Below are 25,414 nucleotides of genomic sequence, written 5' to 3'. Positions count from 1 at the left end.
TAGGCAAACAAAAAGAAAGCTCCGCTTGTTGAGTTGTTTAATCAAAACAACCTTCTACAAGGAAGCTATTACGCTACATCATATTTTATATAACAAAACCTTTATACGTCAATGTGTCATAGTACTTCAACTCAAGCTTAGTAGCCAGAATCCTCCGATGTTAGGTTATCGAGCATTGTGAAATCGTATTGCTGCAATGGTTTTTCAGCTGGACCTTCAAGGACCTCTCCAGTATATGAGAAACGTGAGCCATGGCAAGGACAATCCCATGATTTTTCACCATTGTTCCAATGGACTTCACAGCCAACATGCGTACAGGTTGTATCAACAATGTACACTTTACCCTCTTCGTCTTTATAAGCTCCTTTACGATGCCCATTGATTGAAATTACAGCGCCCTCTCCAACTGGAATCTCATCGACATTTTTTTGCGGGATTTCCATTTTACCTTGCACCAAGTGCTTAACAACTTTTGCATTATTTACAAAGAAGTTCTTTAGGGATGGATGTGCATAGAAACGAGCAGGCGAATATAAGTCGCGATATGGGTTATTTCGTTTTAAAATTATATCCCTAAATAACAATGCTGCCACCGTACTATTTGTCATCCCCCATTTTCGGAAGCCAGTTGCGACCAATATATTGGGTTCGCCCGTTGTTAGTTCCCCAATGTAAGGTATTTTGTCTAACGTTTGAAGGTCCTGCGCTGACCACCTGGAATGGATTTTTTCTACTTCAAAAATCTGTTCCCCAAAGATATTTAGAGCACTGTAATCTTCTAATGTATCATTTCTTTCACCCGTTTGATGGTTGCCACCACCAATAAGGACATACTCTTCTCCATTACTTGTAGCTGAACGAAGTGAATGTGTCGGTTGGTCAGCGCTAATATACATTCCACCCGGATAGTTATCCTTCGTTTTAGCTGCAACAATATAAGACCTTGTAGCTTTCAATCGTGCTGAATAAAAACCCGTTCCTTCATAAAAAGGGAAATGAGAACAAGCTAGAACAAAGCCACCCGTTACCCGTTTACCTTCGCGCGTAAGAACAGTTGGTTTCTCCCCTGGCTCCACATTTACTGCAACCGTATGTTCAAATATGTAGCCACCTTTTTCTTTAATGAGGTTTACCAGGTGAGCTAAATACTTTACTGGATGAAACTGAGCCTGATTTTTCATAACAAGTGCATTTTTTATGTCCATCTTAAAAGGAATCTGGTCTACGAGTTCACCATCAATTCCTATTTTATTATAGGCTTTCGCTTCCTTTTCAAGCTTTTGTGCATACTCGTCTGTTGTAGAGTAAATTACGGCATCCTGTCCTTTAAAATCACACTCGATTTGATGCTCTTCAACTGTTTTTTGGATAAATTTCAATGCATCCGTATTTGCTTCATAGTAAAGTCTAGCTGTGCTTCTACCGAAATTTGTTATAAACTCATCATAGATGAGGCCATGCTGTGCGGTGACCTTTGCTGTCGTGTGCCCCGTTGTACCATTCAGTATTTGATCGGCCTCTAAGACAGCAACTTTGAGACCTTCGTTAACCAAAACATAGGCTGAAGTCAAACCCGTAATTCCCCCACCTACAATCACAACATCTACCTCGAGATCCTCCTCAAGCGGAGAAAATTCCGGTATTTCAACACCCATACGCCATAATGGCTCTGGAGCGTCAGGAAGCTTTTTCTCATTTTCCACAATAACCCCTCATTTCCTTAATTCGTCAGTTGTGATTAGGTTTTCCAGTAATGTGGGTATCATACATGAGGGGAAGGAAAAATGGCGAAGATCGTGTTATTCTGTTATTCCCTTCTTCTCAGTTATGGAAGGGGTGTTGGACTCTTTTTCTGTTTCGGTTTCCTCTTACCACAAAATGAAGTCCTAAAAACTCGCTCATCCCGACAAATTCGAGTCTTCATACACCTTATGAATACATCAAGCGAACTACCCCCCGACGAATTCGGGTCTTCATACACACTTTGACGACCTCAAGCTCGACACTCCCGACTACTTCAGGACTTCATTCTCCTTTTGAAGACATCAAGCAATGACATTCTCCTACCGCTTCGTGCCTGCAACCGCCGTAAAGCAACACAACATAAAAAAAGCGCCCCTCCAAATGGATAGGCGCACCTACATAAAATAGTTCATTACAAAATACACACCCAAGCACAGAAGTGATCCTGAAAAAAATGGACTGAGTTTGAAGTTTCCTTTTTGATGTCTTGCTCGACCAAGAAACGTATTATTAAAAACGGCAAACTCTGAGTTATTTGTAAAAATATCGTCTGAGGAGCCCATTAGGAATGCGACTATTATAAAGACAATAGAGCCGAAAAACATGGTAGTTAACAAATTTGCATCTATATAGAGTGAAACGCCTATAAGAAACGCAACCTCCATTGTAGTAATTAGAAGTGCAAATGTGGTATATCGTACCATTGTTCATCCCCCCTTCCTCAAACCGCTGACAATTGTATTACGTTTAAGCGCGAGAAAAGTTTCGGAATACTCAGTATTATACTATTCAGTTGGTTCTTTATTTAGTCCGGACGAGAAAGAGCCTGCCTGGGCTCATAACTTGTTAAATCGCCTTCACCATACCACCATCAAGGATGTAAGCTTGACCAGTCATATAGGTGTTGGCGTCTGACACTAGGAATGTCACAAAAGTAGCGAATTCTTCTGGTGTACCATACCGTTTTAAAGGGATCTTTTCTTTGAACATGTGCTCAATTTCTTCGATTGGCTTACCTAGTTTCTCAGCATTCACTTGATCAAGATGAGCAACCCTATCTGTTGCAATTCGACCTGGCGCGACGGTGTTAATCAAGATATTATGGGGTGCTAATTCATCTGCTAGCGTTTTTGATAAACCTACAATTCCTAATCGGAATGTATTGGAAAGGATTAACCCAGGAATCGGCTCTTTAATGGAAACTGACGCAATATTGATGATTTTCCCGCCCGTTTCTTTCATATGTGGTACAGTGTTACGTATCATTCGAATATAGCTTAATAGATTTAATTCAAAGGCATTCTGCCATTCTTCATCGTCCAGTTGTTCGAACGTTCCAGCTGGTGGACCACCAGAATTATTAACAAGTATATCAATTGCCCCAAAAGTGTCTACTGTATGTTTAATCAGCGCTTCGATTTCCTCTTTTTTAGTAATATCCGTTTGATGATACGACACTCTACCTTTGTTTAAAGCTGAGAGTTCTACTTGAACTCCTTTTAGTTTCTCCTCGTTACGACTAGCCAGCATTACATTTGTGCCTTCTTTAACGAGCTGTGTTGCGATTGCTTTTCCGAGACCTTGACTTGAAGCAACAACAATTGCTGTTTTTCCATTTAGATTCAGATCCATATGTATCCACTCCTTTTATGTTTTAAGTTACTTTAATTTTAGCTCATTTTACTCTTTTTTTGTGTTGTTCCTCAACGAATTGTGCCTACACTGCTGAATAATGTACCCTGCCTTCCGTTAATTGTGCCCTACCTCTTGCATTACGCGCAAACAAACAATCTTTCTGCCCTAATTGGAAAATAACAGTACCTCACTCCCCCAAAAAGGGCCGGCTCCCATTTCTAGAGCCGACCCTCCTAAACTATTTCGATACAGAAACTTCGACCTGCTTATCGATTTTCGGTTTGCGCACAAATAATTCAGTACCTAATAGGACACCAAGGACAATTAAAATAAATCCAATCAACTGAATGAACTTGAAAGTTTCATTTAAAAATAGAACCGATCCCACTAATGAAAAGAATGGGGCTAGGTTTAGAAATATTGCCGCTTCACCAGCTCCAATTTTTGAAATAGCAAAATTATAACACAAGTTCCCGATACCTGTTGAGACAATCGCAGAGGCTAAAAAAATGATCCAAACATAGGCAGGTAAAGCCCCGAGAGTTCCCATTGTTCCAATTTTTTGACCCTCCAATGCGAAGCTTAACATTATCAAAAAACCTGCGCCCATTAACAAAGCGTAACAAGTTATGGTTTTGGCATTTAACGTATACGAAGCTTTACGTATAAAAATAAAGCTTAAAGCTTGCGCTATTACAGATAAAAAAACAAAAACATCTCCATTCGAAAGCTTTGTGAAAGAGCCTCCGCCAAGAACTAGTATCAAATAAATACCGACAATCCCAAGGAGCACACCGGTGATTTTTAAGAAAGTCATTTTTGCTTTTAAGAAAAGGACTGCAAATATATTGGTGACGAGTGGTATTAAAGCCAATATGGACGCTCCATTTGTACCGCTTGTATTCACTAAGCCAATTGATAATAACGCTTGGTGGCCGAAGATTCCAGTTAAAGCACTTAGTGAGACATATCCAAACTCGTGTAGATTCATTTTTTGAAGATCTTTTTTCATATACAAGAAAACAAATATGACAATCCCTGCTGCCAGTATACGTAGTCCGGTAATAGTAATAGGAGGAAAATGATCAATCAGTATTTTAATTGCAACAATATTTAGCCCCCAGGCAAGCATCACAAACAACAGCAAGCCATATAAATAAATTTTCCGCACACTCATCCATCCATTCATACTTTCTTTTTCCATATCATTTGTTAATGCATTCTATTATACTCCTATTCTTATAGAAAAAGCCTCTTAAAAAATAAAAAAGCCCGGCGAGAACACCATTGTGTTCCCTACCGGACAAGGCCCTTTTTCAATAAATTCATTTCAATTTCAAAATTGTTCAATGCAACTCCACGAGGCAAGTCATAGGCGATTGCATGAATTAAATTCCGTAACAATACCGATGTGATGATTTGTAAGGCGTGAAATAATTCCCTATCATCCTCTACATGTAAAATACGTACATCAATCAGCGAGCTAAACTTGTTAAAGTTCTCATTAATTTCATGTTCACTTGTCATTCGATCAAACGTACGCTCAATTTTATGAGTCATATTAAGCAATGCATTTTTTAAAAAAGTCGTATTTTCAACTTCATTTAAAAATAACTTAAAAAACTCAGTAAAGGTTGGGAACAAATCACCTTTATGCTCTTCCAAGAGTGAAAGAAAAACAATGTTCTTTTCCTTAGCGAATTGCCCGAGCAAATAGAAGAAGGCATCCTCCTTGTCCTCAAAATATTGATAAAAGCTACCACGTGGAATTCCAGCAGATTTTATAATGTTAGAGATCGAAGCATCGAATAATGGGACACTGGAAAACTCTTGTTTGGCTGCTTGAAGTAGTGTTTGTTTTTTATCCTCAGGTAAATTAAAAAATGTAATCTTCGGCATTTTCACCTTTCCCTTAATTCACTATTTTCCTAATGTTAGAAAGTCATATGGTAGAAAGACCCTATCCTCGTTATAAAATTCTTCCGCTTTTGATGATTCTTTTAGTTTGTTCATTTCATTTTGTAGCTTCTCCATTTTTCTATCTAATTGAGCGGCAGTAACTGCTGCTTCCTTTAATTCATCCTTCATATGCTGTGGAATTTCTTTATTATATTTGTAATAAATCTTGTGTTCTAAGCTTGCCCAAAAATCCATCGCAATGGTTCGAATTTGAATTTCAACATAAATATGTTCTTCACGGTCCGACATAAAAATAGGGATTTTCACAATTAAATGCAAGCTTTGGTACCCATTCGGTTTTGGATTTTTAATGTAGTCCTTACTTGCAATAACAGTAACGTCCTTTTGTTGTTGAAGCATTTCACTAACTTTATATATATCAGAAATATAGGAACATGTTATCCGAATCCCTGCGATATCAAGAATATTTTCTTTTATGGATTCAAGCGAATACCCATATCCTTTTCGGTCAATCTTATTTAAAATACTCTCTGGTGATTTCAAACGAGAGGATACATGTTCAATTGGGTTGTAATCGTGTATATATTTAAATTCCTGCTTTAAAATATTGATTTTGGTCATCATTTCTTCAATGGCAAACTTGTACGGCATCATAAATCGTAGAAGTTCCACTTTCATATCTTTTAATTGATCAATTCTTATTCCTACAGACATCATTTGTCTCCCTTATAAAAAATTCACCTATTGTTATAAGTCACTATTCTATGCTAATCGGTTTCTTACAAATTGAAGCATTGACACCAAGTGATTGCAGCTTTCTCACTAGCCTTCGCAGCTTTAGTTTATTGAGTTCATTTTTTGGGACCGTTTTTAACATGACCTTGTGTCACCTCACTACCTACATTCTATATGACAGTCTGTCATTAAACAACCAGAAGTGACACAATGTCATATATTGTTCATAAAATAAAACAGCCCCCTCATCTTGAGGAAGGCTGCGTTATTTTTACAATGCGGTACTCGCTTTCTCCACAACCGTTTTCGTTCCACTTAATTCTGGGTGTGCTTTTCGAACGACACTAGGTCGAGCAAGGAAGAGCACGATTCCGATTAGAATAACGGATGAGGTAATGAGAATATATTGGCCTGGTAAGACATCATACAGATAGCCGAAAATAATCATTCCTAGTGGCATTAAGGCAACTGCCATAGTTTCTAAAATAGAGAATACTCGACCTTTGAAGTCGTCATCAATCATTTTTTGCATCATTACTTGGATTGGTGTATTAACAACAATAATCATCGAACCGAAAGTAAACATTGCGATAAAGTAGTATGTGAACACAGACCAATACGATAGCGAAATGATTAACGGAACCGACATTGATCCCATAATGACCCCCATCCCAATGATGCCACGTTTTGAGACGAGGAATGGAAACTTCACTTCTTTACGAACTGAGAAGTAGATGGAGAACAACAGCATCCCTACCGCGAATGCACCTTGTGTAAATCCAAAATGCTGTGATTCAAGCTTTAATTTTTCAATTAAAATGAAGGAGTAACCCACTTCAAACGCACCAAAAAGGAAATTAATGATTAATGAGATCCAAATCATTGTCATGAGGACCTGTTTGGTTCTTAAATAGCCAATCCCCGCTTTAATACTTTGCCACATCGTTTCCTTCTGTTCTTCAACATCCTTCGCTTTACGCTTTGAGAACAGATTGAAATTCATGGTCGATTCAAAGATAACAGCGATAACTGATGCTGCAATATACATCCCTAAAAATACTTCCATAGAAACAGTTCCATATAAAAGACCACCAACAGCAGGGCTTCCAACCGCTGCAAAAGACATTGAAATTTGGTTGAGTGACATCGCTCGTTGAATTCTGTCTTCATCCACTAAACCTGTGATTGAGGACGTAAACGTTACACCGGTAAAAGAAGTTGCAAGTGATAAGACAACGGTTGTCGTGTAAATCGCAAGTAAGGAAAGACCATAGGTCATACTAACAACGAGTAATCCAAGGATAGCGAGCGTCGTTACGAGTTGTGAAATAATGACGATTTTCTTTCGGGAATATTTATCAGCTGCATACCCAGCAAGCGGTGCGACAAGGGCTCTAGGTAATAGATTACAGATTAGATTTGTAGCGAAGCTTGTTGCAGATCCTGTTAGTTGAAGAATATAAAAGCTGATAGCAAATGCGTATACTTGTGCGCCGAAGGAAGAAATAATTTTACTAATGGTAAAAGTAAACAAATGATACGTTGCTCGTTTGAGTTTTTGTTGTTCATTCATGTGAATTCCTCCAAAAATGGAAAAGTTTAATTTAATTAAACAAATCATATCACCATTTTACTTTCTTTTCAATAAAAAGTTTAATATAATTAAACAAATCATATCACCATTTTACTTTCTTTTCAATAAAAAGTTTAATATAATTAAACAAAATATCAAAAATAGGGAGTGTGCCTATTTCTCATGCTAGGAGAACGAATACGCAAACTACGAAAACAAAAGAAACTAACATTAGAAGAGCTCGCTGGAACTAAATTGACAAAAGGCATGCTGAGCCTGATTGAGAATAATAAGGCAAATCCTTCGATGGAAAGCTTATCCTATATAGCGGAGCAACTAGAAATTGAGGTATCACAGCTTTTAAATGAAGTGAATTTCGATGAATTAAGAGAAACTCTAGAAGAGGCCGAAAAAATATTTACAATTGATTCTGAAGTTGATCCGGATAAATATAAAAAGTTGAGATCCCTTATTGAACCACTGGTTCCTAAGCTAACCCAAGGCTATGAAGCCGCAAGATTGCTTGAATTGTATGGATACAGTCTTTATTGGGAGAAGAACGATGAATGGCAAGGTCCACTTGACCATGCGACCACTTTATATGACCAAATGAACGTTACACCTAGAAGGGTAAGTATTGCTCGCTTTCGCGGACTTGTTCATTTCATGAATTACCAATATAAAGAAGCACTAGAGACCATTCTCCGGGAACGGAAAGAAATCGAAAAAAATCATGTTTACTTGGATCCTATTTCAAAATTGGACCTTGACTATCAAGAAGCCGTCCTATATTTTGCAGTCGGAGATTCAGATTCCGCAAAGCGCGTAATGGATGAAGCGATTGCTTTTTCACAAAAAAATAAGACCTTTTATTTGATTGATGATTTATATCGACTTGCCGCGGCTTATGCGATGATGGCTGGTGATCGACAACTGCACGAAAATTATCTGAAAAAATTAAAGCAATACGCCGAGTTTTCAGAGGATAAAATGTCAAGGTTGACCTCCCAGCTTTTTTACATTGAGTCATTAAATTCTGTTTCAAAAGAATACAATACAGCCCTTGAAATTATTGACGAAACTTTCGCTAATCCAGACTTTAATCAACAATTTAAGGAATGGTTTTTCCTTGAGAAAGGAAAGGCTTTACGTGGGTTAGGTCGTTACGAAGAGGCTGTAAATTATTTTAATCAAGTGGAAGTACCGGATTATCATCGTCATCCGTTTGACTTGTCGCAATTTTATTTAATGGAGACTTATAAGGCTCTTTGTCTAGTGGAAATTGGAAAGCATGAACAGGCTCTTTCAGCTGCGAAAAAAGCCGTTCAATTATTCGACCATTTACCAAATTCCCCATACAAAGAATTTAGCTTAAGGACGTATGAACAAATTGCCTCCGATAGTTCACGTTCTTAAAAAATAGAAAAGGTATTTTTCATATCCACTATGGGTGAAAAATACCTTTTTTACGTTAGTCTGTCAGTTCAAGAGATGTTTTTGTAATTGTCAAATCGGTGTTAAGCTGTTCACCTAGGTCTGTAGGGTGATACATTCCCATTTCAATCATGTAATCCGATATATTTTTATGAGTTTCCACTGCATGTCGGAGCTGTTCACGCAGTACTGCCCTTACCTTCGGAGTTGAGGCTTCTGTTATAGCAAATGCTAAGTTACGCACTCCTGCTTTTGCTGAAATGAGGAAATCTGTTGCAATAACTTGGTCGGTCATCCCACCCATGCCCACTAATTTCTTAAAGATATCATTCATTGTCCTGACTCCTATCTGTAATTAGTTCCTGTAGTTGGGTGATGAACCTTCTCCCCGATTCAACATCATTCGTTAGGATTGTTTTTAACCGAGGGTCTTGAACAAGCCCACTCATCGTAAACGCTTTTGTTACACATAAGTTTTTAAAGGTTAATAACTCGTGTACTTCTAGAGTTTCATGTAGTCCCATGTATTGTGTCAATTGTCATTCCCCTTTCGTTTGACTCCTTACATTTAGATTTCCTTGGGCAAGGTTTCTTATCCATTTTCCAAACATACTAATTTTGGCAATCAATTTTCCACCATTTTTTCAAGAAAAAAGGTCATCCTAATGGTAAAAAGGAGTGAAGTTTAAATGGACCTTCATGCACTTGGCTTCCACGAGACAATGGAAACACATGAAATGATCAATTTTAAAACAATCTGTTTAGTACGCTCAAAGCTTATGCAAGGTATCTGTTTTGATAATGATTTAAAAGCAATGATGGAAAAAGATGTACACCAGACAATGGCAGCAATTGAAGAACTTAAGGAACTCTACGAAAAAGCACGAACAAATTCAGACAAAGGGTGAGCATTGATGAATCAAGATTATTTAGATCCCAAATACGCAGAAGGAATGCCGAAAATGGCCGACGCCTCTTTTGCGATGGATTTTTTGCTATCCGTTAAAACGGGTATTCGGTACTATTCAGTTGCCTTAACAGAGACAGCCACCCCCGACTTACGGGATGCCTTGTATCGCCAAATGGAACAGGCTATCGATTTACATGAGGAGCTCTCTGATTTAATGATCAAAAAAGGCTGGTTATATCCGAATGACGTAGAAAAACAAATTGAATTAGATTTAAAATCCGCAGATATGGCCCTTGCAATAGCAAGAATGGAGCTTTTCCCAATTGACACAGACCGTCGCGGTACATTTGCAACACCGAATAAATAACGTGCAGGAGGAAATTACAGATGAAAGCTGTTACATATCAGGGCATCAAAGATGTGGCTGTAAAAGAAGTTGAAGATCCTAAAATTCAAAAAGCAGACGATATTATCGTCAAAGTAACGAGCTCTGCCATTTGTGGGTCTGATTTGCACTTAATTCATGGAATGATTCCAAACACACCAGAAAACTACATCATTGGGCATGAGCCAATGGGGATTGTTGAAGAAGTTGGACCGGAAGTGACAAAGCTAAAAAAAGGAGACCGTGTTATCGTTCCCTTTAATATGGCGTGCGGAAAGTGTTGGTATTGTGAGAATGACTTCACTAGCCAATGTAATGAGGCAAATGAAAACGGGGACATGGGTGGATTTTTAGGGTATTCAGAAACAACCGGTGGATTTGCTGGTGGGCAAGCAGAATATTTACGTGTACCTTATGGTGATTTTACCCCGTTCAAGGTTCCGGAAGATAGTGAACTAGAGGACGAACAACTTGTATTACTCGCAGATGTTTCTTCCACCGCCTATTGGTCTGTTGAAAATGCTGGAGTTAAAAATGGGGATACGGTTATTGTTCTTGGTTGCGGCCCAGTTGGGTTGCTCGTGCAAAAATTCGCCTGGATGTTTGGAGCAAAACGGGTCATTGCCGTAGATTATATCGATTACAGGCTTCAGCATGCGAAAAGAACGAACAACGTTGAAATTGTAAATTTTGAGAGAGAGGAAAACGTCGGAACGTACTTGAAGGAAATAACGCAAGGTGGAGCGGATGTTGTCATTGATTGTGTTGGCATGGACGGGAAGATGTCACCACTCGAATTTTTAGCAACTGGACTCAAACTACATGGTGGTTCCATGGGCGCAATAGTTACAGCCGCACAAGCGGTTCGTAAATGTGGAACGATTCAAGTGACTGGTGTATACGGAATGAGATACAATGCATTTCCGTTAGGCGACATTTTCCAACGTAATGTTCAGTTAAAAATGGGGCAAGCACACGTAATCCCTGTCATTCCTAAACTACATGATCTTATTTCTGAAGGGAAATTTGATCCTAGAGATATCATTACCCACGTCCTTCCACTCGACCAGGCAAAACATGGGTATGAGGTCTTTGACACCAAAACAGAGGATTGTATAAAGGTTGTATTGAAGCCACATTGAGTCTTATAGGAACTTGGGTTGATGTCCAAGTTCCCTTTAACTCTCCACTACCTCCAAAATGTAGAACAGTTAGCCTTATCCATTATGTTGAAATCAATCATCTTCCCTAGCAATGAAAAATCAACCTCTTTATTCCATGGAAGACGTATTAATTCCTTCGTGTATTCATAGCCAGACTGCTCTATTTGTTCCGTAAAACGCTCCATTCCTGCCCTTTCAGGTGCAACAGACATATGACGCTTTGCTACACTAAATCCAATAATATATGTACCGTGATCTGTAAACATTGGTTGATTCCACTTTACCACAGGCTCTAAATCGGGATATGTATGAGAGACCCAACTCAACACTTCTTCCGTTCTAGCACGATGTTCAGGGTTACCAATCCCATCTAGAAATTCAGCAAAAACCTCCATTTTGATTCCTCCTAAAATTAGCTATTAAATACGATGAAAAAAGTCACAGTAATGTAGATAACTATATTACTTATCTCTTTCTCAGTCAAAATCTTATAATTCCCTCCACATAGGAAACAAAAAGTACTTTTATTAGTAGCTCCATTTTTGTTATTATACTTAAAGATAAATGTATCTATAGAAACAGGTGAAGAAAATGGATTACCAAGTTTTACTTTATTATAAGTATGTTGAAATTGAAAACCCACAAGCATTTAGAGATGAACATTTTGAACTTTGTTCAAACCTCGATTTAAGAGGAAGAATTCTTGTTGCTACTGAAGGCATGAATGGTACTGTTTCAGGTACTGTGGAACAGACAGAAAAATACATTGAGTTCATGAGAAACGATTCCCGTTTTTCTGATATGATTTTCAAAATCGAAAAAAGTGAAGGTCACGCCTTCAAGAAATTAAAAGTGAAGGTTAAGCCTGAAATTGTGAATTTAAGTCTGGAAGAGGATTTAGATCCAAATAAAGTGACCGGCAAGCATCTTTCTCCTAAGGAATTCCTTGAGTCGATGCAGCAGGAAGATGTGATCATTCTTGATGCGCGGAATACGTATGAATACGACCTTGGCCATTTCAGAGGTGCAATTCGACCAGATATTGAAACATTCCGCGAGTTGCCAAAATGGGTAGAAAAAAATTTAAGTGAGCATAAAGATAAGAAAATACTAACCTATTGTACAGGTGGTATTCGTTGCGAAAAGTTTTCAGGTTTTCTTGTAAAAGAAGGATTCCAAGATGTCTCCCAACTGGATGGCGGAATTATTACGTACGGCTATGACCCTGAAGCAAAAGGCGCATTATGGGATGGAAAATGCTATGTCTTCGATGAGCGTATTGCAGTACAGGTCAACCGAACTGGTGAAGAAACGGTGGTTGGGAAATGCTATCACTGTGAAAAACCAGAGGAACGTTACGTAAAATGTGGAAATCCTGAATGTAACAAACATCTGCTATTATGTGAGGAATGCGAACATGAACACTACAGATCTTGTAGCCAAGAATGTAAAGACCACCCACAGAACCGCTATGTGAAGGAACATCAATCGGTTTAAAAAAGCTGCTCAGCAAAGTCTGAGCAGCTTTTTTGGGTCTTACTGTCTTCCAATATTCTCAATTTCTTCTGATGCAAAAATCGTCTTACCTTGTTCTTTTTGCTGAGCCACTTTGTACATGGCTTTCGCTACCGTTTTACCTTGTATCGCTTTATATTTTCGAAGTGACCCTACAAACAGAAACGTTAACCCTTTTGACAGAAAGGCACCCACTTCTTCGCCAAGACGAAATTCCTTTCTGTCTCCTAGTAGCAGGGACGGTCGAAAAATGGATAATTTTTCAAAACCTAAATTCTGTACCTTCTCCTCAAGTTCACCTTTCATTCGAGGATAAAACAGTTTAGCCTTCGAGTCCGCATTCATGGAACTGACTACTAAATAATGTTTTGCCCCACATTCCTTTGCGATACGGCCAATTTCAACAGGGTAGTCTACATCAATTTTATACATCGCTTCTTGTGTTTTTGCCTTTTTAATCGTTGTACCTAAACATATAAACACATCATCAACCGCAAAATAGTGTTTATAATCAATAAGCCGATCAAAGTCAACGACTACCTCCATCAACTTAGGATGATTGATTTCAAGCGGTCTTCGCACTAGAGCATATACTTTCTTGTATTCAGGGGCATCAATTAAAACATGAAGCAGTCCATTCCCAATTAACCCTGTCGCACCCGCAATTAATGCTGTTTTCCCTTCCACTGGTCCACTTCCTTTACATAAAAAAACAGATATATACACTCAAGTATACCCACTTATATAAAATTTGGCATTTCTCTTGCTTTGCATCCTATAGGTCATGATATAATGAATGAACATTCAGTCATTTTTATAAAGAGGTGAAGAAAATATGGAACGTATTGGACCACTCCTACTTGTAGAAGGACGTAATAAAAGTAAGGTCCCTTTTTCAAGAAGTTTGTATATCAATTGTCAGGATAAAGTCTTAATTGATACCGGTGCTGAACCTGAAGCATTAGTAAATCTAAAGCTACAATATGGAGTCGACTTAATTATTAATACTCATTATCACCCTGATCACACCCTAAATAACCATTTATTCAAAGACACACCCACCTGGATCAACCCAATTGAGTTTAAAACAGCACGCTCAGTAGATTCTATTGCAAAGTTAAATGGAATCTATCAGGAATGGGGGCCGTCCGGTGTTGAGCTTTTTCGGAAAAGCGTACCGAAAGAATGGACAGAGAATTTAAGCAATATTTCTGGATGCTATCAGTATGAAAAGGAGTATCGTTTTGGCGATGTGAACGTAATTTTTCTTCATACACCCGGTCATACAAAAGGATTCTCTTGTCCATATTTTCCTGATTTAGGAGTTGTTTTTGTTGGCGATTATGATATGACGACTTTTGGACCTTGGTATAATGGGACGGATGGAGATATTGAAGAGTTCATTTCTTCCGCCAAAAGACTACTTTCCTTGGATGTTGATACCTACATCACAGGACATCAAAAAGGTGTTTTTTCGAAACAGGAGTTTCACGAGGCCATGTACCGTTACCTTGAGATTATTAACAGGAGGGACCAGGAAATTGAGAGTCTTGTGAAAAAAGGTTTGAATTTCAATGAGCTTGTTAGAATTGGCATCTTCTATCCAAAAGAATCCCTAAAAGAACCAATCTTTCAAACATGGGAACGTGTAGGGATAAGAAAACATCTGGAACGACTGAATTTAACAGTACCCGGAGCAAATAATGAATATCTGATTACTAGTTAAGCGTACTTTTTCAAGAAAGTACGTTTTTTCTATTGTTATATCTTCTTCCAATAAAAACGATAGTTTTAAAGAGTAATTAATAGTAAAATAGGTAATAAATACCATTTACAAACTTCTTTTTACTTTTTATTAGTTTTTTCAGTAATAATCCCAAAACAAATAGATTATGAGTTATAATAAATGTAACTATTGTCGAACTATTCCGTTTTTTAAATCTACTACTAATTTGTCGAAGGTGAATTATGGAAATTACGAAGCACATTTTGTTTAACTTTTCAATCCTCATCATATTATTATTTATAGGCTTAATATGGTTTGATCGAAAGAGAAATCTAGCTCTTTCGAAATGGGAAGCATACATATGTCTATCTGTGCTCATTTACGTTTGTTTTCTCTTTTCATATCACCCTACTCCTTCGTCTTACTATTTTGACCTGCGATTTTTACCCGTATTGATAGGAGGACTTTACCTAGGTTTGGGCCCCCTCCTCTGTCTAACCGTTATCGTTATTAGAGGATTTTACGGAATAGACTTGGGATTTTATATGACCATTATACTCTATCTACCACTTTCTATTATGTTATGGTGGCTATATCCTTGGTTTTGGAAACAAAATTCCATTAAGCGCGTTTATTCATCTGTGCTTTTGACTTTTATTATTTCTCTAATTACTGTAGGAACCCTGCAAATTACCATGCCACCAGCTAATCCAGTTGATGCATGGTTTGCGTATTTAGTTATTCCAGCGATTGGATTAGGTATATTATCCTATTTTACAGAGTTTTTCCGCAATAACTTTATAATGCGACAAACGATTGTGAAATCCGAAAAACTATATGCCGTTGAACAAATGGGTGCTGCGATTTCTCATGAAATCAGAAATCCATTAACTGCAGCTAATGGATTTGTGCAATTACTAATGTCCAATAATCTTCCTCGGCATAAGCAGAAGGAATATCTATCCATTATAAAAGAAGAATTGGGTGCTGCCGAAAGGGTTATACAAGATTATTTGACTTTCTCAAAGCCAGCCTTAGAGACTATAGAAATACTGCAAATTAAGCGAGAGTTGCAGCAAGTTCTGACCATATTAAAGCCAACTGCGAACCAGAATTCAGTGGAGATTCATACAAACTTTGCGTTAATTGGCTCTATGAGTGGCGATCGCCAAAAATTTCAGCAATGCTTTATCAACGTGATGAAAAATGCAATAGAAGCGATGCCTGGTGGTGGTCAACTATATGTAGAAACGAGTTATGACCGGTCAAATGTAACAATTACGATTAGAGACACAGGTGTTGGAATGACAAAAGAACAAATTGATCGTCTTGGTGAACCTTATTATTCGACTAAAGGTTCAAAAGGTACTGGCCTTGGCATGATGGTCGTTTATAGCATTGTTAAAGCAATGAATGGTACAATTCGTGTGACCAGCGTAATTGGAGAAGGTACCGAATTTACCTTCCAATTCCCTTCGACTCATATCACCAATGAAACCCACGTCTAAACGTGGGTCTTATACATATTTCAAAAAAGCCTTACCCCTTTTTTTCGTACGAATCTCCCGTTTAATCGCTTCGTATACTTCGCTTTTTGTTCCTTTTAACTCAAGTGTGTCCCCTACTCCTACCTTGTAATTCCCAACAAAGATCTTCTTCTCTATCACCACATGCTGACCCCTCAGATGTATTCAATAAAATTTATTAATAAAATAGGAAAATATTCTTATTTCAGGAGTATAACTTTCTCTTATGTCAATTTATAATCTTTTTAAAATTTCCTAATGTCAGTTTTTTCTATATGATAAAAGTAATCAAATGAAATGGAGGAACTAAAAATGGATATTAAGGCAGATGTAATAAAACAATTTGGTCGTAGCGCTGACTACTATGTAGATAGTGACATTCACCGAAAAGGTGGAGATTTACAAACATTAGTGGCAATGGCCCAAGCCACTGGAACAGAGCTTGCACTTGACATTGCAACCGGTGGCGGCCATACAGCAAATGCCCTGGCACCTCTTGTAAAAAAAGTGACTGCATTGGACTTAACACCAAAGATGCTAGCCGCTGCTGAGAAGTTCATAAGAGGTAATGGTCATGAAAACGTTGAGTTTGTAGAGGGTGATGCTGAAAAACTACCATTCCCAGATGAAACCTATGATATCGTGTCTTGTCGTATTGCACCTCACCATTTTCCTCATATTCATCACTTCGTAAGTGAAGTTGCTCGAGTTTTAAAAACGGGCGGGCAATTTCTATTAGACGATAACGTCGCTCCAGAAACCACAGAATTTGATGAGTTTTATAATACAATTGAGAAAAAGAGAGATCACAGCCATTTTCGTGCATGGAAAAAAACAGAGTGGTTCCAAATGCTTGAAAATGAAGGGTTCGAAATCCAAGTGTTCCATCGTTTTGACAAAACATTTGAGTTTGAGAGCTGGTGTGCCCGCATGCATGTATCAGACACCGTGAAGGCTGAACTAACTGACTATATGCTAAACTCCTCTGATACGGTCAAAAAGAAGTTTCGGATAAAAATAGAGAAACATAAAATTGTTTCCTTCCAAGGGGAAGCAGTTGTGTTAAAGGCGATAAAAATATAAAAGTGGGGTTTATTCCCCACTTTTTTTATAATGCATAACAATGATTGAGGGGTCCACTTCCTTTTCCAAGGTCAAGACCCGCTTCAATTGCACCCGTGATATAACGCTTTGCTTCCCTAATGCTCGTTTGGATATCCTCGCCTTTTGCTAAATTACAAGCAATCGCTGATGATAATGTACAGCCCGTACCATGCGTATTCGGATTACTGATTTTTGCACCTGGGAACCATGTGAAGTCACCATCGCTGTATAATAAATCATCTGCCGTATCTTCAAGATGACCACCTTTAATTAAAATGGCACCTTTATACGTTTCCGACAATGTTTGGGCAGCCGCTTGCATATCTTCCCTTGAATGAATTTCCATCCCACAAAGTGCTTCTGCCTCATGAATGTTAGGCGTAATAATGGTAGCTAACGGAATCAAGCGGGTAATTAAGGCATCCATTGCCGTATCACTTAAAAGCTTACTTCCACTTGTAGAAATCATCACAGGGTCTACGACAATATTCGAAGGCTTGTACTCTTCTAACTTTTCTACAATTTTACCGATAATATCAGGTGATGAAACCATCCCTATTTTGACACTATCAGGGAAAATGTCAGTCATAATCGCATCGAGCTGTCCACCTACAAATTCAGGAGTCGTGTCAACCACCCCAAACACACCCGTTGTATTTTGAGCCGTAAGTGCAGTAATTGCACTCATCGCATACATATTATGAGCAGTGATTGTTTTGATATCTGCTTGAATACCTGCTCCCCCACTACAATCTGAACCAGCAATCGTCAGTACCTTTTTCATCTTCTGTCGCTCCTTACCATTTCAGTTGAAAGCTTACGCAATTCTTTCGTTGTTTCAGTGATATCCGCCTGTGCAAAAATAGCCGATACCACCGCAACTCCGTCTACCCCGCTTCCAGCTAATTCTAGAATATTCGATTTCGTAACACCACCAATTGCAACAATCGGAATGGAGACACTGTTACAAATCTCTTTGACGGTTTCAAATGTCATAGGTTGTGCGTCTTTCTTCGTACTTGTTGGAAACACGGAACCAATTCCAAGATAATCCGCACCTGCCTTTTCAGCAGCAATCGCTTGCTCCACATTTTGAGCGGAGACACCAAGAATTTTATCGGGGCCAATCAAGTCACGAACTTTTTCAACAGGCAAATCCTCCTGACCAACATGTACGCCATCAGCATCGCACGCTAGTGCAATTTCAACATTGTCATTAATCACAAAGGGAACATGATAAAATGTCGTTAGCATTTTTAATTCAATGGCTTCCTGTAAAAAGTCATCATACCCCAGATTCTTTTCTCTGAGTTGGAGAAATGTAATCCCTCCCTTTAGTGCTGCCTCTACTTGCTCTACTAATGTTTGGCTGCCTGTCCAGGCACGGTCAGTTACTGCATATAACAGCATTGATTGTTTATCTGCTTTCAATCTTCATCCCACCTTGTAATTGTGTAAAATCTAAACGACTCATAGTATCGATTAAATACGTTCGTAACGACGATGTCCCGCCATTCGTCTCTTCTACCTTTTGATAAGCGAGTTCCCCGCAAAGCCCCATTGCACATACAGCGGCTGCGGTACTTTTTACTATCTCTTGAGGATTTGCTCCACAATAAGTTGCAACAACTGCCGAAAGCATACAGCCTGTCCCTGTTATTTTTGACATCATCGGATGACCATTTTTGATTACGTAAGCTTTTTCCTCATTTGCGACGATATCAATAGCTCCAGTGATTGCAATTACGGCACCAGTTTGTTTACTGACACCTTTTGCAAACTGAACCATCTCATCGATATTGTCTTCATTGATGACATCTTCTGCAGCGGCATCTACACCTTTAGTATTCCCACTCCCAGCATGTACTGTTTTAATTTCAGACAAATTTCCACGTATGACAGCAAACTGGACCTCATCTAATAGGCGATATACGGTATTCGTTCTTATACTAGAAGCACCCGCTCCCACAGGATCTAAAATAACAGGAAGGCCCATTTGATTTGCTGCTTTTCCAGCGATAATCATTGATTCTATCGTTCTCTCATTTAATGTTCCAATATTGATTGCGAGTGCATTACAAATGCTTGTAATTTCACCAACTTCCTTTGGATCGTCTGCCATAATCGGTGATCCTCCACAGGCAAGAACACTATTTGCAACATCGTTAACCGTCACATAGTTAGTAATATTATGGACGAGTGGTGTTTTTTCTCTAACATTTTTTAGAATAGCCTCAAACATCCCAATTCCTCCTCAAAAATGAAAAATGCGGTATACCTAAAATAGATATACCGCATGAATAGTCATACTTACACAATTTCCTACGTTGGCATTATCCAAATCAGGTTATGGGTCTAAGCTACATTTCGCTTACTCTCAGCCCACATGTGTGAGCTCCCCTGTCATCATTCAATTTTATTCTATTATAGCATATGAATAATTTCTGTCATTCTTTTTAAAAAGATAAATTGCTTTCGTAACAAACATACTGTATGATACATAGTATAAAATAAATACTGTATGTCATATAGTATCAAAAATGAGGTGGGTGAAATGAGTAACTTATTAAACTCATTACTTACAGAGCTTAGAAGAGGAACGTTGACTTTGGCGGTTTTAAGTCAATTACGAACCCCCCAATATGGCTATTCTCTTGTTCAATTATTGGAAGGTTCAGGTATCGACATTGACCAAAGCACCCTATATCCATTACTTCGCCGACTAGAGAAACAGGAATTGGTGACAAGTAGTTGGGATACATCGGATAGTAGGCCCCGCAAGTATTATGTGTTAAGCGAATTTGGATTAGAAATTTATTTACAGCTAAAAGAGGAATGGATACAGAACTCAAAAGAGCTGTATAACCTATTGGAGGGGAAAAGAGATGACGAATCTGATTGATGTCTATATTCAGGAGGTTATTAGAAGACTTCCAGAAAAGATGCGAGAAGATATTGCTCTTGAATTACGATCAACAATTGAAGACATGTTACCTGAGGAATATAGGGAAGATGATGTAAAGAGGGTTCTTGAAAAACTAGGTAATCCCGTAAAGTTAGCTAATGAATACTCTGATCGTCCCATGCATTTAATAGGTCCTCGGTATTTTGATGTGTACGTGACGTTATTGAAAATGATTGTACCAATAGCTGCTGTTGTTGCACTCATCGCGATGTTTGGTGAATATTTTATCGGGTATCGAGGTAATGAAGCCATTATTAATGTCCTTTTAGACTTAATAGGCTTTGGGATTTGGAGAGTTATAGACGTATCAATTCAAACCTTCTTTTGGTTTACATTAGTGTTTGCAATCATTGAACGAGTAGACCACAAAAAAGATAACACTCCACTAACAACTAACCTACAAAAATGGACACCCGATGATTTAAAAAACATCACTTACATCCCTAAGAAAAAGGCAATCTCGAAATTTGAAGTATTTGGTTCATTATTGTGGACTGCAATCTGGGTCACTCTATATTTGAAGGCCAATCAACTTCTAGGTATCTATGAAGGTAGTAATGATGGACTTGAATTTGTGATTCCAGCATTAAATCAAGAAGTGTTACTTTCATTTTGGCCGGTTGTGGTGGTTGTAGTTGGGCTTGAAATTGCATTAGTCCTCTATAAACTGATACAGGGCCAATGGACGAAAAGAATGGCATTTTTCAATACGGGCCTTCAGATATTTTCAACCATTGTATTCTTTATAATCACCTTACACCCTAGCATCTTCAACCAAAATTTTATTTTGTTTATGACAGATTTATTTGGTATTCCAAATCAACAATTTAAAACATGGTTGATTGTTACAGTACTCGTTTCATTCATCGTATCTGCTGCCATCAATATATTCGATGGCATTCGCAAATCAAACATACGATAACATATTTGATCGAACTCTTTCCAACAGGATTAGTTGTCCTATTCTTTTTCCCTAATGCATATAGATGAGTAAGAGATAGGAACAAAGGAGTTTGGTGACGTTGAATAAATTTTTGGTTGCAATTGGTATTCTGTTTATTATATTTGTAACAGGTGTCATTGAAGCTGATGATGTGTATGAATACAAAAATGCAATATCTGTGTCTGGTATGACGTCTGAAGAAGAAGTTTCGGCAAACCCGGAAGGAAATAATTCAGTCGAGGATGTACTTCCAGAATTAGAAATGCACTATGTTAACACAGAGGTAGTCAAAGGTAATAAGGTTGAAATCTACCGTGAATATGAAATTTATCGCAATGAGGCAAACGAAGTCATAAAAAAAGTTCCCACTGAGAATTACGAGTATTTGGAGTACTGGAGGTAACGTCAAGGAGATAAGTCCTGTGTTTTGGGCTTATCTTTTTTTCATTTTACAAATAAGTGTTTAAAGTCTTCTTAAAATTTCCAATAACAAATGCTAGAATAGGTAGAGGAAAGTTTAGGAGGATTTCATATGAACATGCATAAATTAATCCTAACAGGATTTTTAGTCTCTGGTATTTTAGCTGGATGTAGTCAAGATGAAACAACAATTGATAGTGAGAAGTATGTAGAATCTATAGAAGATGATTCAAAAGGATGGATAGATGCCGCTCCTGAAGTGAAAGAATTTCTTGCAGCATTACTCGATGAAGTAGAAAAAACACCTAGCGGAAAATACGAACAAGGTTATGAGCAGTATTTGCTAGCAGAAAAGCTAACGAAAGGCTTGGGAGTGGGAGATTATCAGCTTTTCGAAAATGACAATCTTGATAAGGATTTCGCTAATCTTCTATTAATCGCAAAGATAATTTCACACGAACAATTCGTCCGAACATCGCATATCGATGGCAATGGAGGTGCGATCGATAGGATTGACCTAAGTGATCAGTGGAAGCCTATACAGGATTCCCAATTGATGGCTTTCGATTATATGAAGCAATTATTAAATGACTTGAATGTAATTCTTAACAATGGTGGCGAAGGCTCAACTTTTGGTGTGACTTACTATCAGGACGGTGAAAATGTCGCGAAAATGGAACAGGACCTGCAAATTGGTAAAGTAGATTAGTATGATAATGTATTGTGTTCAATTTGAAATTTTGTCTACACTAAAAAAGCTTAGAGGAATTGTACTCTAAGCCTTTAACTTTTTACTCCGATTTCTCATTTTTTTCTTTTTTCCACATATATGATTTTTTAGACAAATTATAGAAGGCAAGCATTAAAAAAATAATCAAACAGACACCTATATTCGCTAACCAAGCAACATCTTTATTGGAGATAATTTGCCAAACCGTTATAACCACAAAATAGAGTACGGGGAATCTAATGCTTGTTTTATACATTCTTTGCCTCCATTTACTTCACTTAGAGTATCCCTTCATTTATAACTTTATTTTATTATCGTTACTACTAATTCAACCAACTTAAAAGCAACTGAGGTTCTCAGTTAGCATTATGCTTGTCTTTTTAGCCTTATCCAAAATAATACCTAGAAATTAAATGAATGAATTCTTCCTCAAGCTCCCCTTTCTTTTTCACAAGAATAAATGTTGAAGCTGTCGGGAGTGTAAAGAGGTCGAAATGTGGTTGCATGAGCCTTCCTTCGATTAATTCACGTTTAACAATCGATTGTGGTAAGAACGAAACGCCAAGACCTTCCTGAATGAACCGCTTTACAATATGTGCTTGTGTAACTTTCATCGTACGAATTCTGTTTACATGTTTATTTAGTTTGTTGAGCAAGCTGTCCCAATATGTTGGATGATGATACGTAAATACATACTCTTTCATTAATACCTCCGAAACGTCAATTTGAGGTCCACTTTCTTCATCATATGTATCCACTGGAATAACGAATAGGATTGGGTCTTCGTACATGAGTATAGACTCGATATTTTTAAATTTAGCGTCCATTGCTGAGATACCAAGATGTACTTCACCGTTATCAACAAGTTTTTCAATACTCTCCGATTCTTCAACTCTGATACTGATTTCAACTTCTGGATGACTCTCCATGAACGTTCGTAAAATATACGGTAAGATCGTCTCGGCCATAAGTGGTGATATGGCAATGATCCAGTTTTTACGGAATCCTTGTGAATACGTATGTATTCTATCTATACTATTTTCCATTTGTTCGACTAGTTTCTTTGCCTCTTGATAAAATAGTTTGCCAGTATCGGTCAATGTAACACGGTTCTTCACCCGATCAAAAAGCTTAGTACCCAGGTATTCCTCTAACAGTCGGATATGGACAGTCACACTTGGTTGAGAAATGATAAGTTTTTCCGAGGCTTGTCGAAAGTTAGTCGTTTCTGCTGCTACAATAAATGTCTTTAACCACTGATACTCCATAAAACACCCTCCATAATGATTAAAGTTATTAATCATTATAATAAAAAACATTTAATTTATATAATCATAAAACAACACTATACTAAAGAAAAGGAGGAGAAATCATAATGTTTAATAAAGGGTTAAAAGACGTTATAGCCGTCCAAACGAAAATAGCTTCGGTCGAAGGCAATTTAGGGGAATTACGCTACAGAGGTGTTTTAATAAACGAACTTATCCCCTCTTATTCGTTTGAAGAAATTGCTTATTTTATTTGGCACGGAGTTTTACCTGACGATATTGAGTTACGTAGCATAGAAAATAAATTAATAAATGGTAGACAGTTACCTTTCCATGTTCAGAGCATCCTTGATGTTTTACCAGCAGAAATATCGTTGATGGATGCTCTACGAACAGCTATATCCGCATTCGCACATACTCACTTTTCTACTAAACCTATTCAGGAGCAAGCCATTATACTAGCGGGCGCCATTCCGGTTATCGTAGCTAAGCATTATCGTAAACAACAAGGATTACCTGCAATCGCTCCTAATCCTAATTTGTCACACACAGTTAATTACTTATGGATGCTAAATGGGGAACTCCCCAACGAACAACAAGTTGAGGCACTTGAAACGTATTTAAAATTAACGATGGAACACGGGTTGAATGCAGCTACATTTGCAGCCCGCGTAACGATTTCAACTGAATCAGACCTAGCTGCAGCCATCACATCTGCAATTGGCACAATGAAAGGTCCTTTGCATGGGGGGGCACCTTCAGGCGTTATTGAGTTACTTGAAGAAATAGGAAATCAGGAAAACATCAAACCGATTGTCGAGAAAAAACTTCAAGAAGGAGAAAGAATACTTGGTTTTGGACACAGAATATACAAGACAGAAGATCCTCGCTCCATTCTGTTGAGAGAAAAATGTGCCAGTATGTTAGGTAGTGATGAGTGGTTAGACTTAGCAGTTCTAGCTGAAAAGGAAATAATTAATTTACTATCACAGTACAAGCCTGGCCGTAAACTTTACACAAACGTCGAGTATTATGCAGCAGCTATTATGCAATCGATTGAAATGCCTCCAGAACTATTTACACCAACGTTCAGTGTTGCGAGAATCATTGGTTGGACTGCACATGCAATCGAACAATTGCAGGATAATACAATCTTCCGCCCTAAGTCGGAGTATATAGGGACAAAAGTCTAGACCCATACTTTCAATGTTTCAATGTATAATTGCGACGTAGGGAATACTTTACGTCGCTTAAGTTTTAGATCAATAACTTCACATTCATACGCTATTCTTTATTTACATTAAGAAATTCTTTATAACTTGAACTATTAAAATAACATTAACTACAAGCATACTTAGTAGTAAAATCCTATCAATATTGGATAATGTAAAAGGATAGCTAAGACCTAACCAAAGAGTACAACTTAAGAGGTTTGCTCCCAATAAAAATCCCCAAATAAACGTTTTAATCTTTTTATATGAATGACCGCAATTTACATACTTGATATATCCGTTGATTCAAGCAATACTGGTTATTCCTTTTCACTATACAACAAATAACGCTGAAGCTATTTAAGCCTCCAGCGTAACTGAATTTTATCTATTTATCATATCCTCAAAAAGTCCCCATCCTCACCACCTTAGTATGATGAGGGAATCCGGGGCTATAGAGAGGTCAAGCCACGTTAGTTGTTGTCGTTTTTGTTTCTCTGTTTGCACC

General features: G+C 37.9%; 29 protein-coding genes and 1 riboswitch. Of the genes, 13 read left to right on the top strand and 16 right to left on the bottom strand.

Going from position 1 to position 25,414, the window contains the following annotated elements; genetic code table 11:
* Positions 1-137: 137 nt before the first annotated feature.
* From CZ490_RS02880 to CZ490_RS02850, 7 genes are all read right to left on the bottom strand, one after another.
* Positions 138-1,655, bottom strand: coding sequence for an FAD-dependent oxidoreductase (locus CZ490_RS02880; RefSeq protein ID WP_077620916.1), 1,518 nt, complete (start codon positions 1,653-1,655; stop codon positions 138-140).
* A gap of 483 nt (positions 1,656-2,138) precedes the next feature.
* Positions 2,139-2,447 (bottom strand): hypothetical protein, encoded by a 309-nt coding sequence (locus CZ490_RS02875; protein ID WP_077617472.1) that lies wholly within the window; start codon positions 2,445-2,447, stop codon positions 2,139-2,141.
* Positions 2,448-2,589: 142 nt separating this feature from the next.
* Positions 2,590-3,375, bottom strand: coding sequence for an SDR family oxidoreductase (locus CZ490_RS02870; protein ID WP_077617471.1), 786 nt, complete (start codon positions 3,373-3,375; stop codon positions 2,590-2,592).
* Positions 3,376-3,616: 241 nt separating this feature from the next.
* Positions 3,617-4,582 (bottom strand): DMT family transporter, encoded by a 966-nt coding sequence (locus CZ490_RS02865; protein ID WP_077617470.1) that lies wholly within the window; start codon positions 4,580-4,582, stop codon positions 3,617-3,619.
* 92 nt (positions 4,583-4,674) lie between these two features.
* Positions 4,675-5,277: a TetR/AcrR family transcriptional regulator gene (locus tag CZ490_RS02860; protein ID WP_077617469.1), complete on the bottom strand. Its 603-nt coding sequence runs from the start codon at positions 5,275-5,277 to the stop codon at positions 4,675-4,677.
* A gap of 21 nt (positions 5,278-5,298) precedes the next feature.
* Complete coding sequence (locus CZ490_RS02855; RefSeq protein ID WP_077617468.1) at positions 5,299-6,012, bottom strand: GTP pyrophosphokinase; 714 nt, start codon at positions 6,010-6,012, stop codon at positions 5,299-5,301.
* A gap of 292 nt (positions 6,013-6,304) precedes the next feature.
* Complete coding sequence (locus CZ490_RS02850) at positions 6,305-7,606, bottom strand: MFS transporter (protein ID WP_077617467.1); 1,302 nt, start codon at positions 7,604-7,606, stop codon at positions 6,305-6,307.
* Between the two features lie 183 nt (positions 7,607-7,789).
* On the opposite strand from CZ490_RS02850, the gene CZ490_RS02845 reads away from it, so the two are divergent.
* Entirely contained in the window at positions 7,790-9,022 is a 1,233-nt protein-coding gene (locus CZ490_RS02845) for a helix-turn-helix domain-containing protein (protein ID WP_077617466.1), read from the top strand.
* A 55-nt stretch (positions 9,023-9,077) separates the two neighbouring features.
* Here the strand turns inward: CZ490_RS02845 and CZ490_RS02840 are convergent, their stop codons facing one another.
* On the bottom strand, positions 9,078-9,374 hold the full coding sequence (locus CZ490_RS02840) for a spore coat protein (protein ID WP_077617465.1): 297 nt from the start codon (positions 9,372-9,374) through the stop codon (positions 9,078-9,080).
* Positions 9,367-9,576 (bottom strand): hypothetical protein, encoded by a 210-nt coding sequence (locus CZ490_RS02835; RefSeq protein WP_142255327.1) that lies wholly within the window; start codon positions 9,574-9,576, stop codon positions 9,367-9,369. The genes CZ490_RS02840 and CZ490_RS02835 overlap by 8 nt, the downstream gene beginning before the upstream one ends.
* Before the next feature lie 153 nt (positions 9,577-9,729).
* Here CZ490_RS02835 and CZ490_RS02830 point away from each other — a divergent pair, with 153 nt between their 5' ends.
* The 3 genes from CZ490_RS02830 to CZ490_RS02820 are packed head-to-tail and all read left to right on the top strand — an operon-like array spanning position 9,730 to position 11,477.
* Positions 9,730-9,948 (top strand): spore coat protein, encoded by a 219-nt coding sequence (locus tag CZ490_RS02830; RefSeq protein WP_077617464.1) that lies wholly within the window; start codon positions 9,730-9,732, stop codon positions 9,946-9,948.
* 6 nt (positions 9,949-9,954) lie between these two features.
* A complete protein-coding gene (locus CZ490_RS02825; protein ID WP_077617463.1) occupies positions 9,955-10,317 on the top strand; it encodes a spore coat protein in 363 nt (120 codons plus the stop codon).
* Between the two features lie 20 nt (positions 10,318-10,337).
* The gene (locus tag CZ490_RS02820) at positions 10,338-11,477 is read left to right on the top strand and encodes a zinc-dependent alcohol dehydrogenase (RefSeq protein WP_077617462.1); all 1,140 of its coding nucleotides are present in this window, start codon (positions 10,338-10,340) and stop codon (positions 11,475-11,477) included.
* A 47-nt stretch (positions 11,478-11,524) separates the two neighbouring features.
* Here the strand turns inward: CZ490_RS02820 and CZ490_RS02815 are convergent, their stop codons facing one another.
* The gene (locus CZ490_RS02815) at positions 11,525-11,893 is read right to left on the bottom strand and encodes an iron chaperone (protein WP_077617461.1); all 369 of its coding nucleotides are present in this window, start codon (positions 11,891-11,893) and stop codon (positions 11,525-11,527) included.
* Between the two features lie 196 nt (positions 11,894-12,089).
* Between CZ490_RS02815 and trhO the strand changes: the two genes are divergently transcribed.
* Entirely contained in the window at positions 12,090-12,995 is a 906-nt protein-coding gene (trhO, locus tag CZ490_RS02810; protein ID WP_077617460.1) for an oxygen-dependent tRNA uridine(34) hydroxylase TrhO, read from the top strand.
* Positions 12,996-13,034: 39 nt separating this feature from the next.
* On the opposite strand, the gene CZ490_RS02805 is transcribed toward trhO, so the two are convergent.
* On the bottom strand, positions 13,035-13,700 hold the full coding sequence (locus CZ490_RS02805; protein WP_077617459.1) for an oxidoreductase: 666 nt from the start codon (positions 13,698-13,700) through the stop codon (positions 13,035-13,037).
* A 148-nt stretch (positions 13,701-13,848) separates the two neighbouring features.
* Here CZ490_RS02805 and CZ490_RS02800 point away from each other — a divergent pair, with 148 nt between their 5' ends.
* Entirely contained in the window at positions 13,849-14,739 is an 891-nt protein-coding gene (locus CZ490_RS02800; RefSeq protein WP_077617458.1) for an MBL fold metallo-hydrolase, read from the top strand.
* 647 nt (positions 14,740-15,386) lie between these two features.
* The gene (locus CZ490_RS02795) at positions 15,387-16,247 is read left to right on the top strand and encodes a HAMP domain-containing sensor histidine kinase (RefSeq protein ID WP_327078397.1); all 861 of its coding nucleotides are present in this window, start codon (positions 15,387-15,389) and stop codon (positions 16,245-16,247) included.
* A 9-nt stretch (positions 16,248-16,256) separates the two neighbouring features.
* Here CZ490_RS02795 and CZ490_RS22250 read toward each other — a convergent pair whose 3' ends face one another.
* Positions 16,257-16,406, bottom strand: a complete 150-nt coding sequence (locus CZ490_RS22250) for a hypothetical protein (protein WP_159439899.1) — start codon at positions 16,404-16,406, stop codon at positions 16,257-16,259.
* A gap of 171 nt (positions 16,407-16,577) precedes the next feature.
* Here CZ490_RS22250 and CZ490_RS02790 point away from each other — a divergent pair, with 171 nt between their 5' ends.
* Positions 16,578-17,348 carry a class I SAM-dependent methyltransferase gene (locus tag CZ490_RS02790; RefSeq protein WP_077617456.1) on the top strand — a complete coding sequence of 257 codons (771 nt, stop codon included), beginning with the start codon at positions 16,578-16,580 and terminating at the stop codon, positions 17,346-17,348.
* Between the two features lie 25 nt (positions 17,349-17,373).
* On the opposite strand, the gene thiD is transcribed toward CZ490_RS02790, so the two are convergent.
* The 3 genes from thiD to thiM are packed head-to-tail and all read right to left on the bottom strand — an operon-like array spanning position 17,374 to position 19,611.
* Entirely contained in the window at positions 17,374-18,153 is a 780-nt protein-coding gene (gene thiD / locus CZ490_RS02785) for a bifunctional hydroxymethylpyrimidine kinase/phosphomethylpyrimidine kinase (RefSeq protein ID WP_077617455.1), read from the bottom strand.
* Positions 18,150-18,800, bottom strand: coding sequence for a thiamine phosphate synthase (gene thiE, locus CZ490_RS02780; protein ID WP_077617454.1), 651 nt, complete (start codon positions 18,798-18,800; stop codon positions 18,150-18,152). The genes thiD and thiE overlap by 4 nt, the downstream gene beginning before the upstream one ends.
* Complete coding sequence (thiM, locus tag CZ490_RS02775) at positions 18,787-19,611, bottom strand: hydroxyethylthiazole kinase (protein ID WP_077617453.1); 825 nt, start codon at positions 19,609-19,611, stop codon at positions 18,787-18,789. Before thiM ends, thiE begins: the two co-directional genes overlap by 14 nt.
* 60 nt (positions 19,612-19,671) lie before the next feature.
* A riboswitch (TPP riboswitch) is annotated at positions 19,672-19,781 on the bottom strand.
* A 142-nt stretch (positions 19,782-19,923) separates the two neighbouring features.
* Between thiM and CZ490_RS02770 the strand changes: the two genes are divergently transcribed.
* The 4 genes from CZ490_RS02770 to CZ490_RS02755 all read left to right on the top strand — a co-directional run bounded on the left by CZ490_RS02770 (position 19,924) and on the right by CZ490_RS02755 (position 22,406).
* A complete protein-coding gene (locus CZ490_RS02770; RefSeq protein WP_077617452.1) occupies positions 19,924-20,271 on the top strand; it encodes a PadR family transcriptional regulator in 348 nt (115 codons plus the stop codon).
* Entirely contained in the window at positions 20,255-21,256 is a 1,002-nt protein-coding gene (locus tag CZ490_RS02765) for an HAAS signaling domain-containing protein (protein WP_077617451.1), read from the top strand. Before CZ490_RS02770 ends, CZ490_RS02765 begins: the two co-directional genes overlap by 17 nt.
* A gap of 100 nt (positions 21,257-21,356) precedes the next feature.
* A complete protein-coding gene (locus CZ490_RS02760; protein WP_077617450.1) occupies positions 21,357-21,680 on the top strand; it encodes a hypothetical protein in 324 nt (107 codons plus the stop codon).
* Between the two features lie 129 nt (positions 21,681-21,809).
* Positions 21,810-22,406, top strand: a complete 597-nt coding sequence (locus CZ490_RS02755; RefSeq protein WP_077617449.1) for a hypothetical protein — start codon at positions 21,810-21,812, stop codon at positions 22,404-22,406.
* Between the two features lie 407 nt (positions 22,407-22,813).
* On the opposite strand, the gene CZ490_RS02745 is transcribed toward CZ490_RS02755, so the two are convergent.
* Positions 22,814-23,695, bottom strand: coding sequence for a LysR family transcriptional regulator (locus tag CZ490_RS02745; protein ID WP_077617447.1), 882 nt, complete (start codon positions 23,693-23,695; stop codon positions 22,814-22,816).
* 107 nt (positions 23,696-23,802) lie between these two features.
* On the opposite strand from CZ490_RS02745, the gene CZ490_RS02740 reads away from it, so the two are divergent.
* Positions 23,803-24,888 (top strand): citrate synthase/methylcitrate synthase, encoded by a 1,086-nt coding sequence (locus tag CZ490_RS02740; protein WP_077617446.1) that lies wholly within the window; start codon positions 23,803-23,805, stop codon positions 24,886-24,888.
* The last annotated feature ends 526 nt before the right edge of the window (positions 24,889-25,414 follow it).

It is taken from the genome of Litchfieldia sinesaloumensis (assembly GCF_900156865.1).
Lineage (GTDB): Bacteria > Bacillota > Bacilli > Bacillales > Bacillaceae_L > Ferdinandcohnia > Ferdinandcohnia sinesaloumensis.
Note: the sequence above shows the minus strand (reverse complement) of the source record. Positions and strands in the feature narration are given on the sequence as shown.

What these genes read in the sequence shown, in the direction of transcription:
- CZ490_RS02765 (WP_077617451.1), top strand. Translation starts at nt 20,255, where the DNA reads ATGACGAATCTGATTGATGTCTATATTCAGGAGGTTATTAGAAGACTT.
- CZ490_RS02845 (WP_077617466.1), top strand. Translation starts at nt 7,790, where the DNA reads ATGCTAGGAGAACGAATACGCAAACTACGAAAACAAAAGAAACTAACA.
- CZ490_RS02755 (WP_077617449.1), top strand. Translation starts at nt 21,810, where the DNA reads ATGAACATGCATAAATTAATCCTAACAGGATTTTTAGTCTCTGGTATT.
- CZ490_RS02865 (WP_077617470.1), bottom strand. Translation starts at nt 4,582, where the DNA reads ATGGAAAAAGAAAGTATGAATGGATGGATGAGTGTGCGGAAAATTTAT.
- CZ490_RS02825 (WP_077617463.1), top strand. Translation starts at nt 9,955, where the DNA reads ATGAATCAAGATTATTTAGATCCCAAATACGCAGAAGGAATGCCGAAA.
- trhO (WP_077617460.1), top strand. Translation starts at nt 12,090, where the DNA reads ATGGATTACCAAGTTTTACTTTATTATAAGTATGTTGAAATTGAAAAC.
- CZ490_RS02770 (WP_077617452.1), top strand. Translation starts at nt 19,924, where the DNA reads ATGAGTAACTTATTAAACTCATTACTTACAGAGCTTAGAAGAGGAACG.
- CZ490_RS02820 (WP_077617462.1), top strand. Translation starts at nt 10,338, where the DNA reads ATGAAAGCTGTTACATATCAGGGCATCAAAGATGTGGCTGTAAAAGAA.
- CZ490_RS02850 (WP_077617467.1), bottom strand. Translation starts at nt 7,606, where the DNA reads ATGAATGAACAACAAAAACTCAAACGAGCAACGTATCATTTGTTTACT.
- thiM (WP_077617453.1), bottom strand. Translation starts at nt 19,611, where the DNA reads ATGTTTGAGGCTATTCTAAAAAATGTTAGAGAAAAAACACCACTCGTC.
- thiD (WP_077617455.1), bottom strand. Translation starts at nt 18,153, where the DNA reads ATGAAAAAGGTACTGACGATTGCTGGTTCAGATTGTAGTGGGGGAGCA.
- CZ490_RS02860 (WP_077617469.1), bottom strand. Translation starts at nt 5,277, where the DNA reads ATGCCGAAGATTACATTTTTTAATTTACCTGAGGATAAAAAACAAACA.
- CZ490_RS02740 (WP_077617446.1), top strand. Translation starts at nt 23,803, where the DNA reads ATGTTTAATAAAGGGTTAAAAGACGTTATAGCCGTCCAAACGAAAATA.
- CZ490_RS02745 (WP_077617447.1), bottom strand. Translation starts at nt 23,695, where the DNA reads ATGGAGTATCAGTGGTTAAAGACATTTATTGTAGCAGCAGAAACGACT.
- CZ490_RS02800 (WP_077617458.1), top strand. Translation starts at nt 13,849, where the DNA reads ATGGAACGTATTGGACCACTCCTACTTGTAGAAGGACGTAATAAAAGT.
- CZ490_RS02875 (WP_077617472.1), bottom strand. Translation starts at nt 2,447, where the DNA reads ATGGTACGATATACCACATTTGCACTTCTAATTACTACAATGGAGGTT.
- CZ490_RS02815 (WP_077617461.1), bottom strand. Translation starts at nt 11,893, where the DNA reads ATGGAGGTTTTTGCTGAATTTCTAGATGGGATTGGTAACCCTGAACAT.
- CZ490_RS02855 (WP_077617468.1), bottom strand. Translation starts at nt 6,012, where the DNA reads ATGTCTGTAGGAATAAGAATTGATCAATTAAAAGATATGAAAGTGGAA.
- CZ490_RS02870 (WP_077617471.1), bottom strand. Translation starts at nt 3,375, where the DNA reads ATGGATCTGAATCTAAATGGAAAAACAGCAATTGTTGTTGCTTCAAGT.
- CZ490_RS02790 (WP_077617456.1), top strand. Translation starts at nt 16,578, where the DNA reads ATGGATATTAAGGCAGATGTAATAAAACAATTTGGTCGTAGCGCTGAC.
- CZ490_RS02830 (WP_077617464.1), top strand. Translation starts at nt 9,730, where the DNA reads ATGGACCTTCATGCACTTGGCTTCCACGAGACAATGGAAACACATGAA.
- CZ490_RS02880 (WP_077620916.1), bottom strand. Translation starts at nt 1,655, where the DNA reads ATGGGTGTTGAAATACCGGAATTTTCTCCGCTTGAGGAGGATCTCGAG.
- CZ490_RS02840 (WP_077617465.1), bottom strand. Translation starts at nt 9,374, where the DNA reads ATGAATGATATCTTTAAGAAATTAGTGGGCATGGGTGGGATGACCGAC.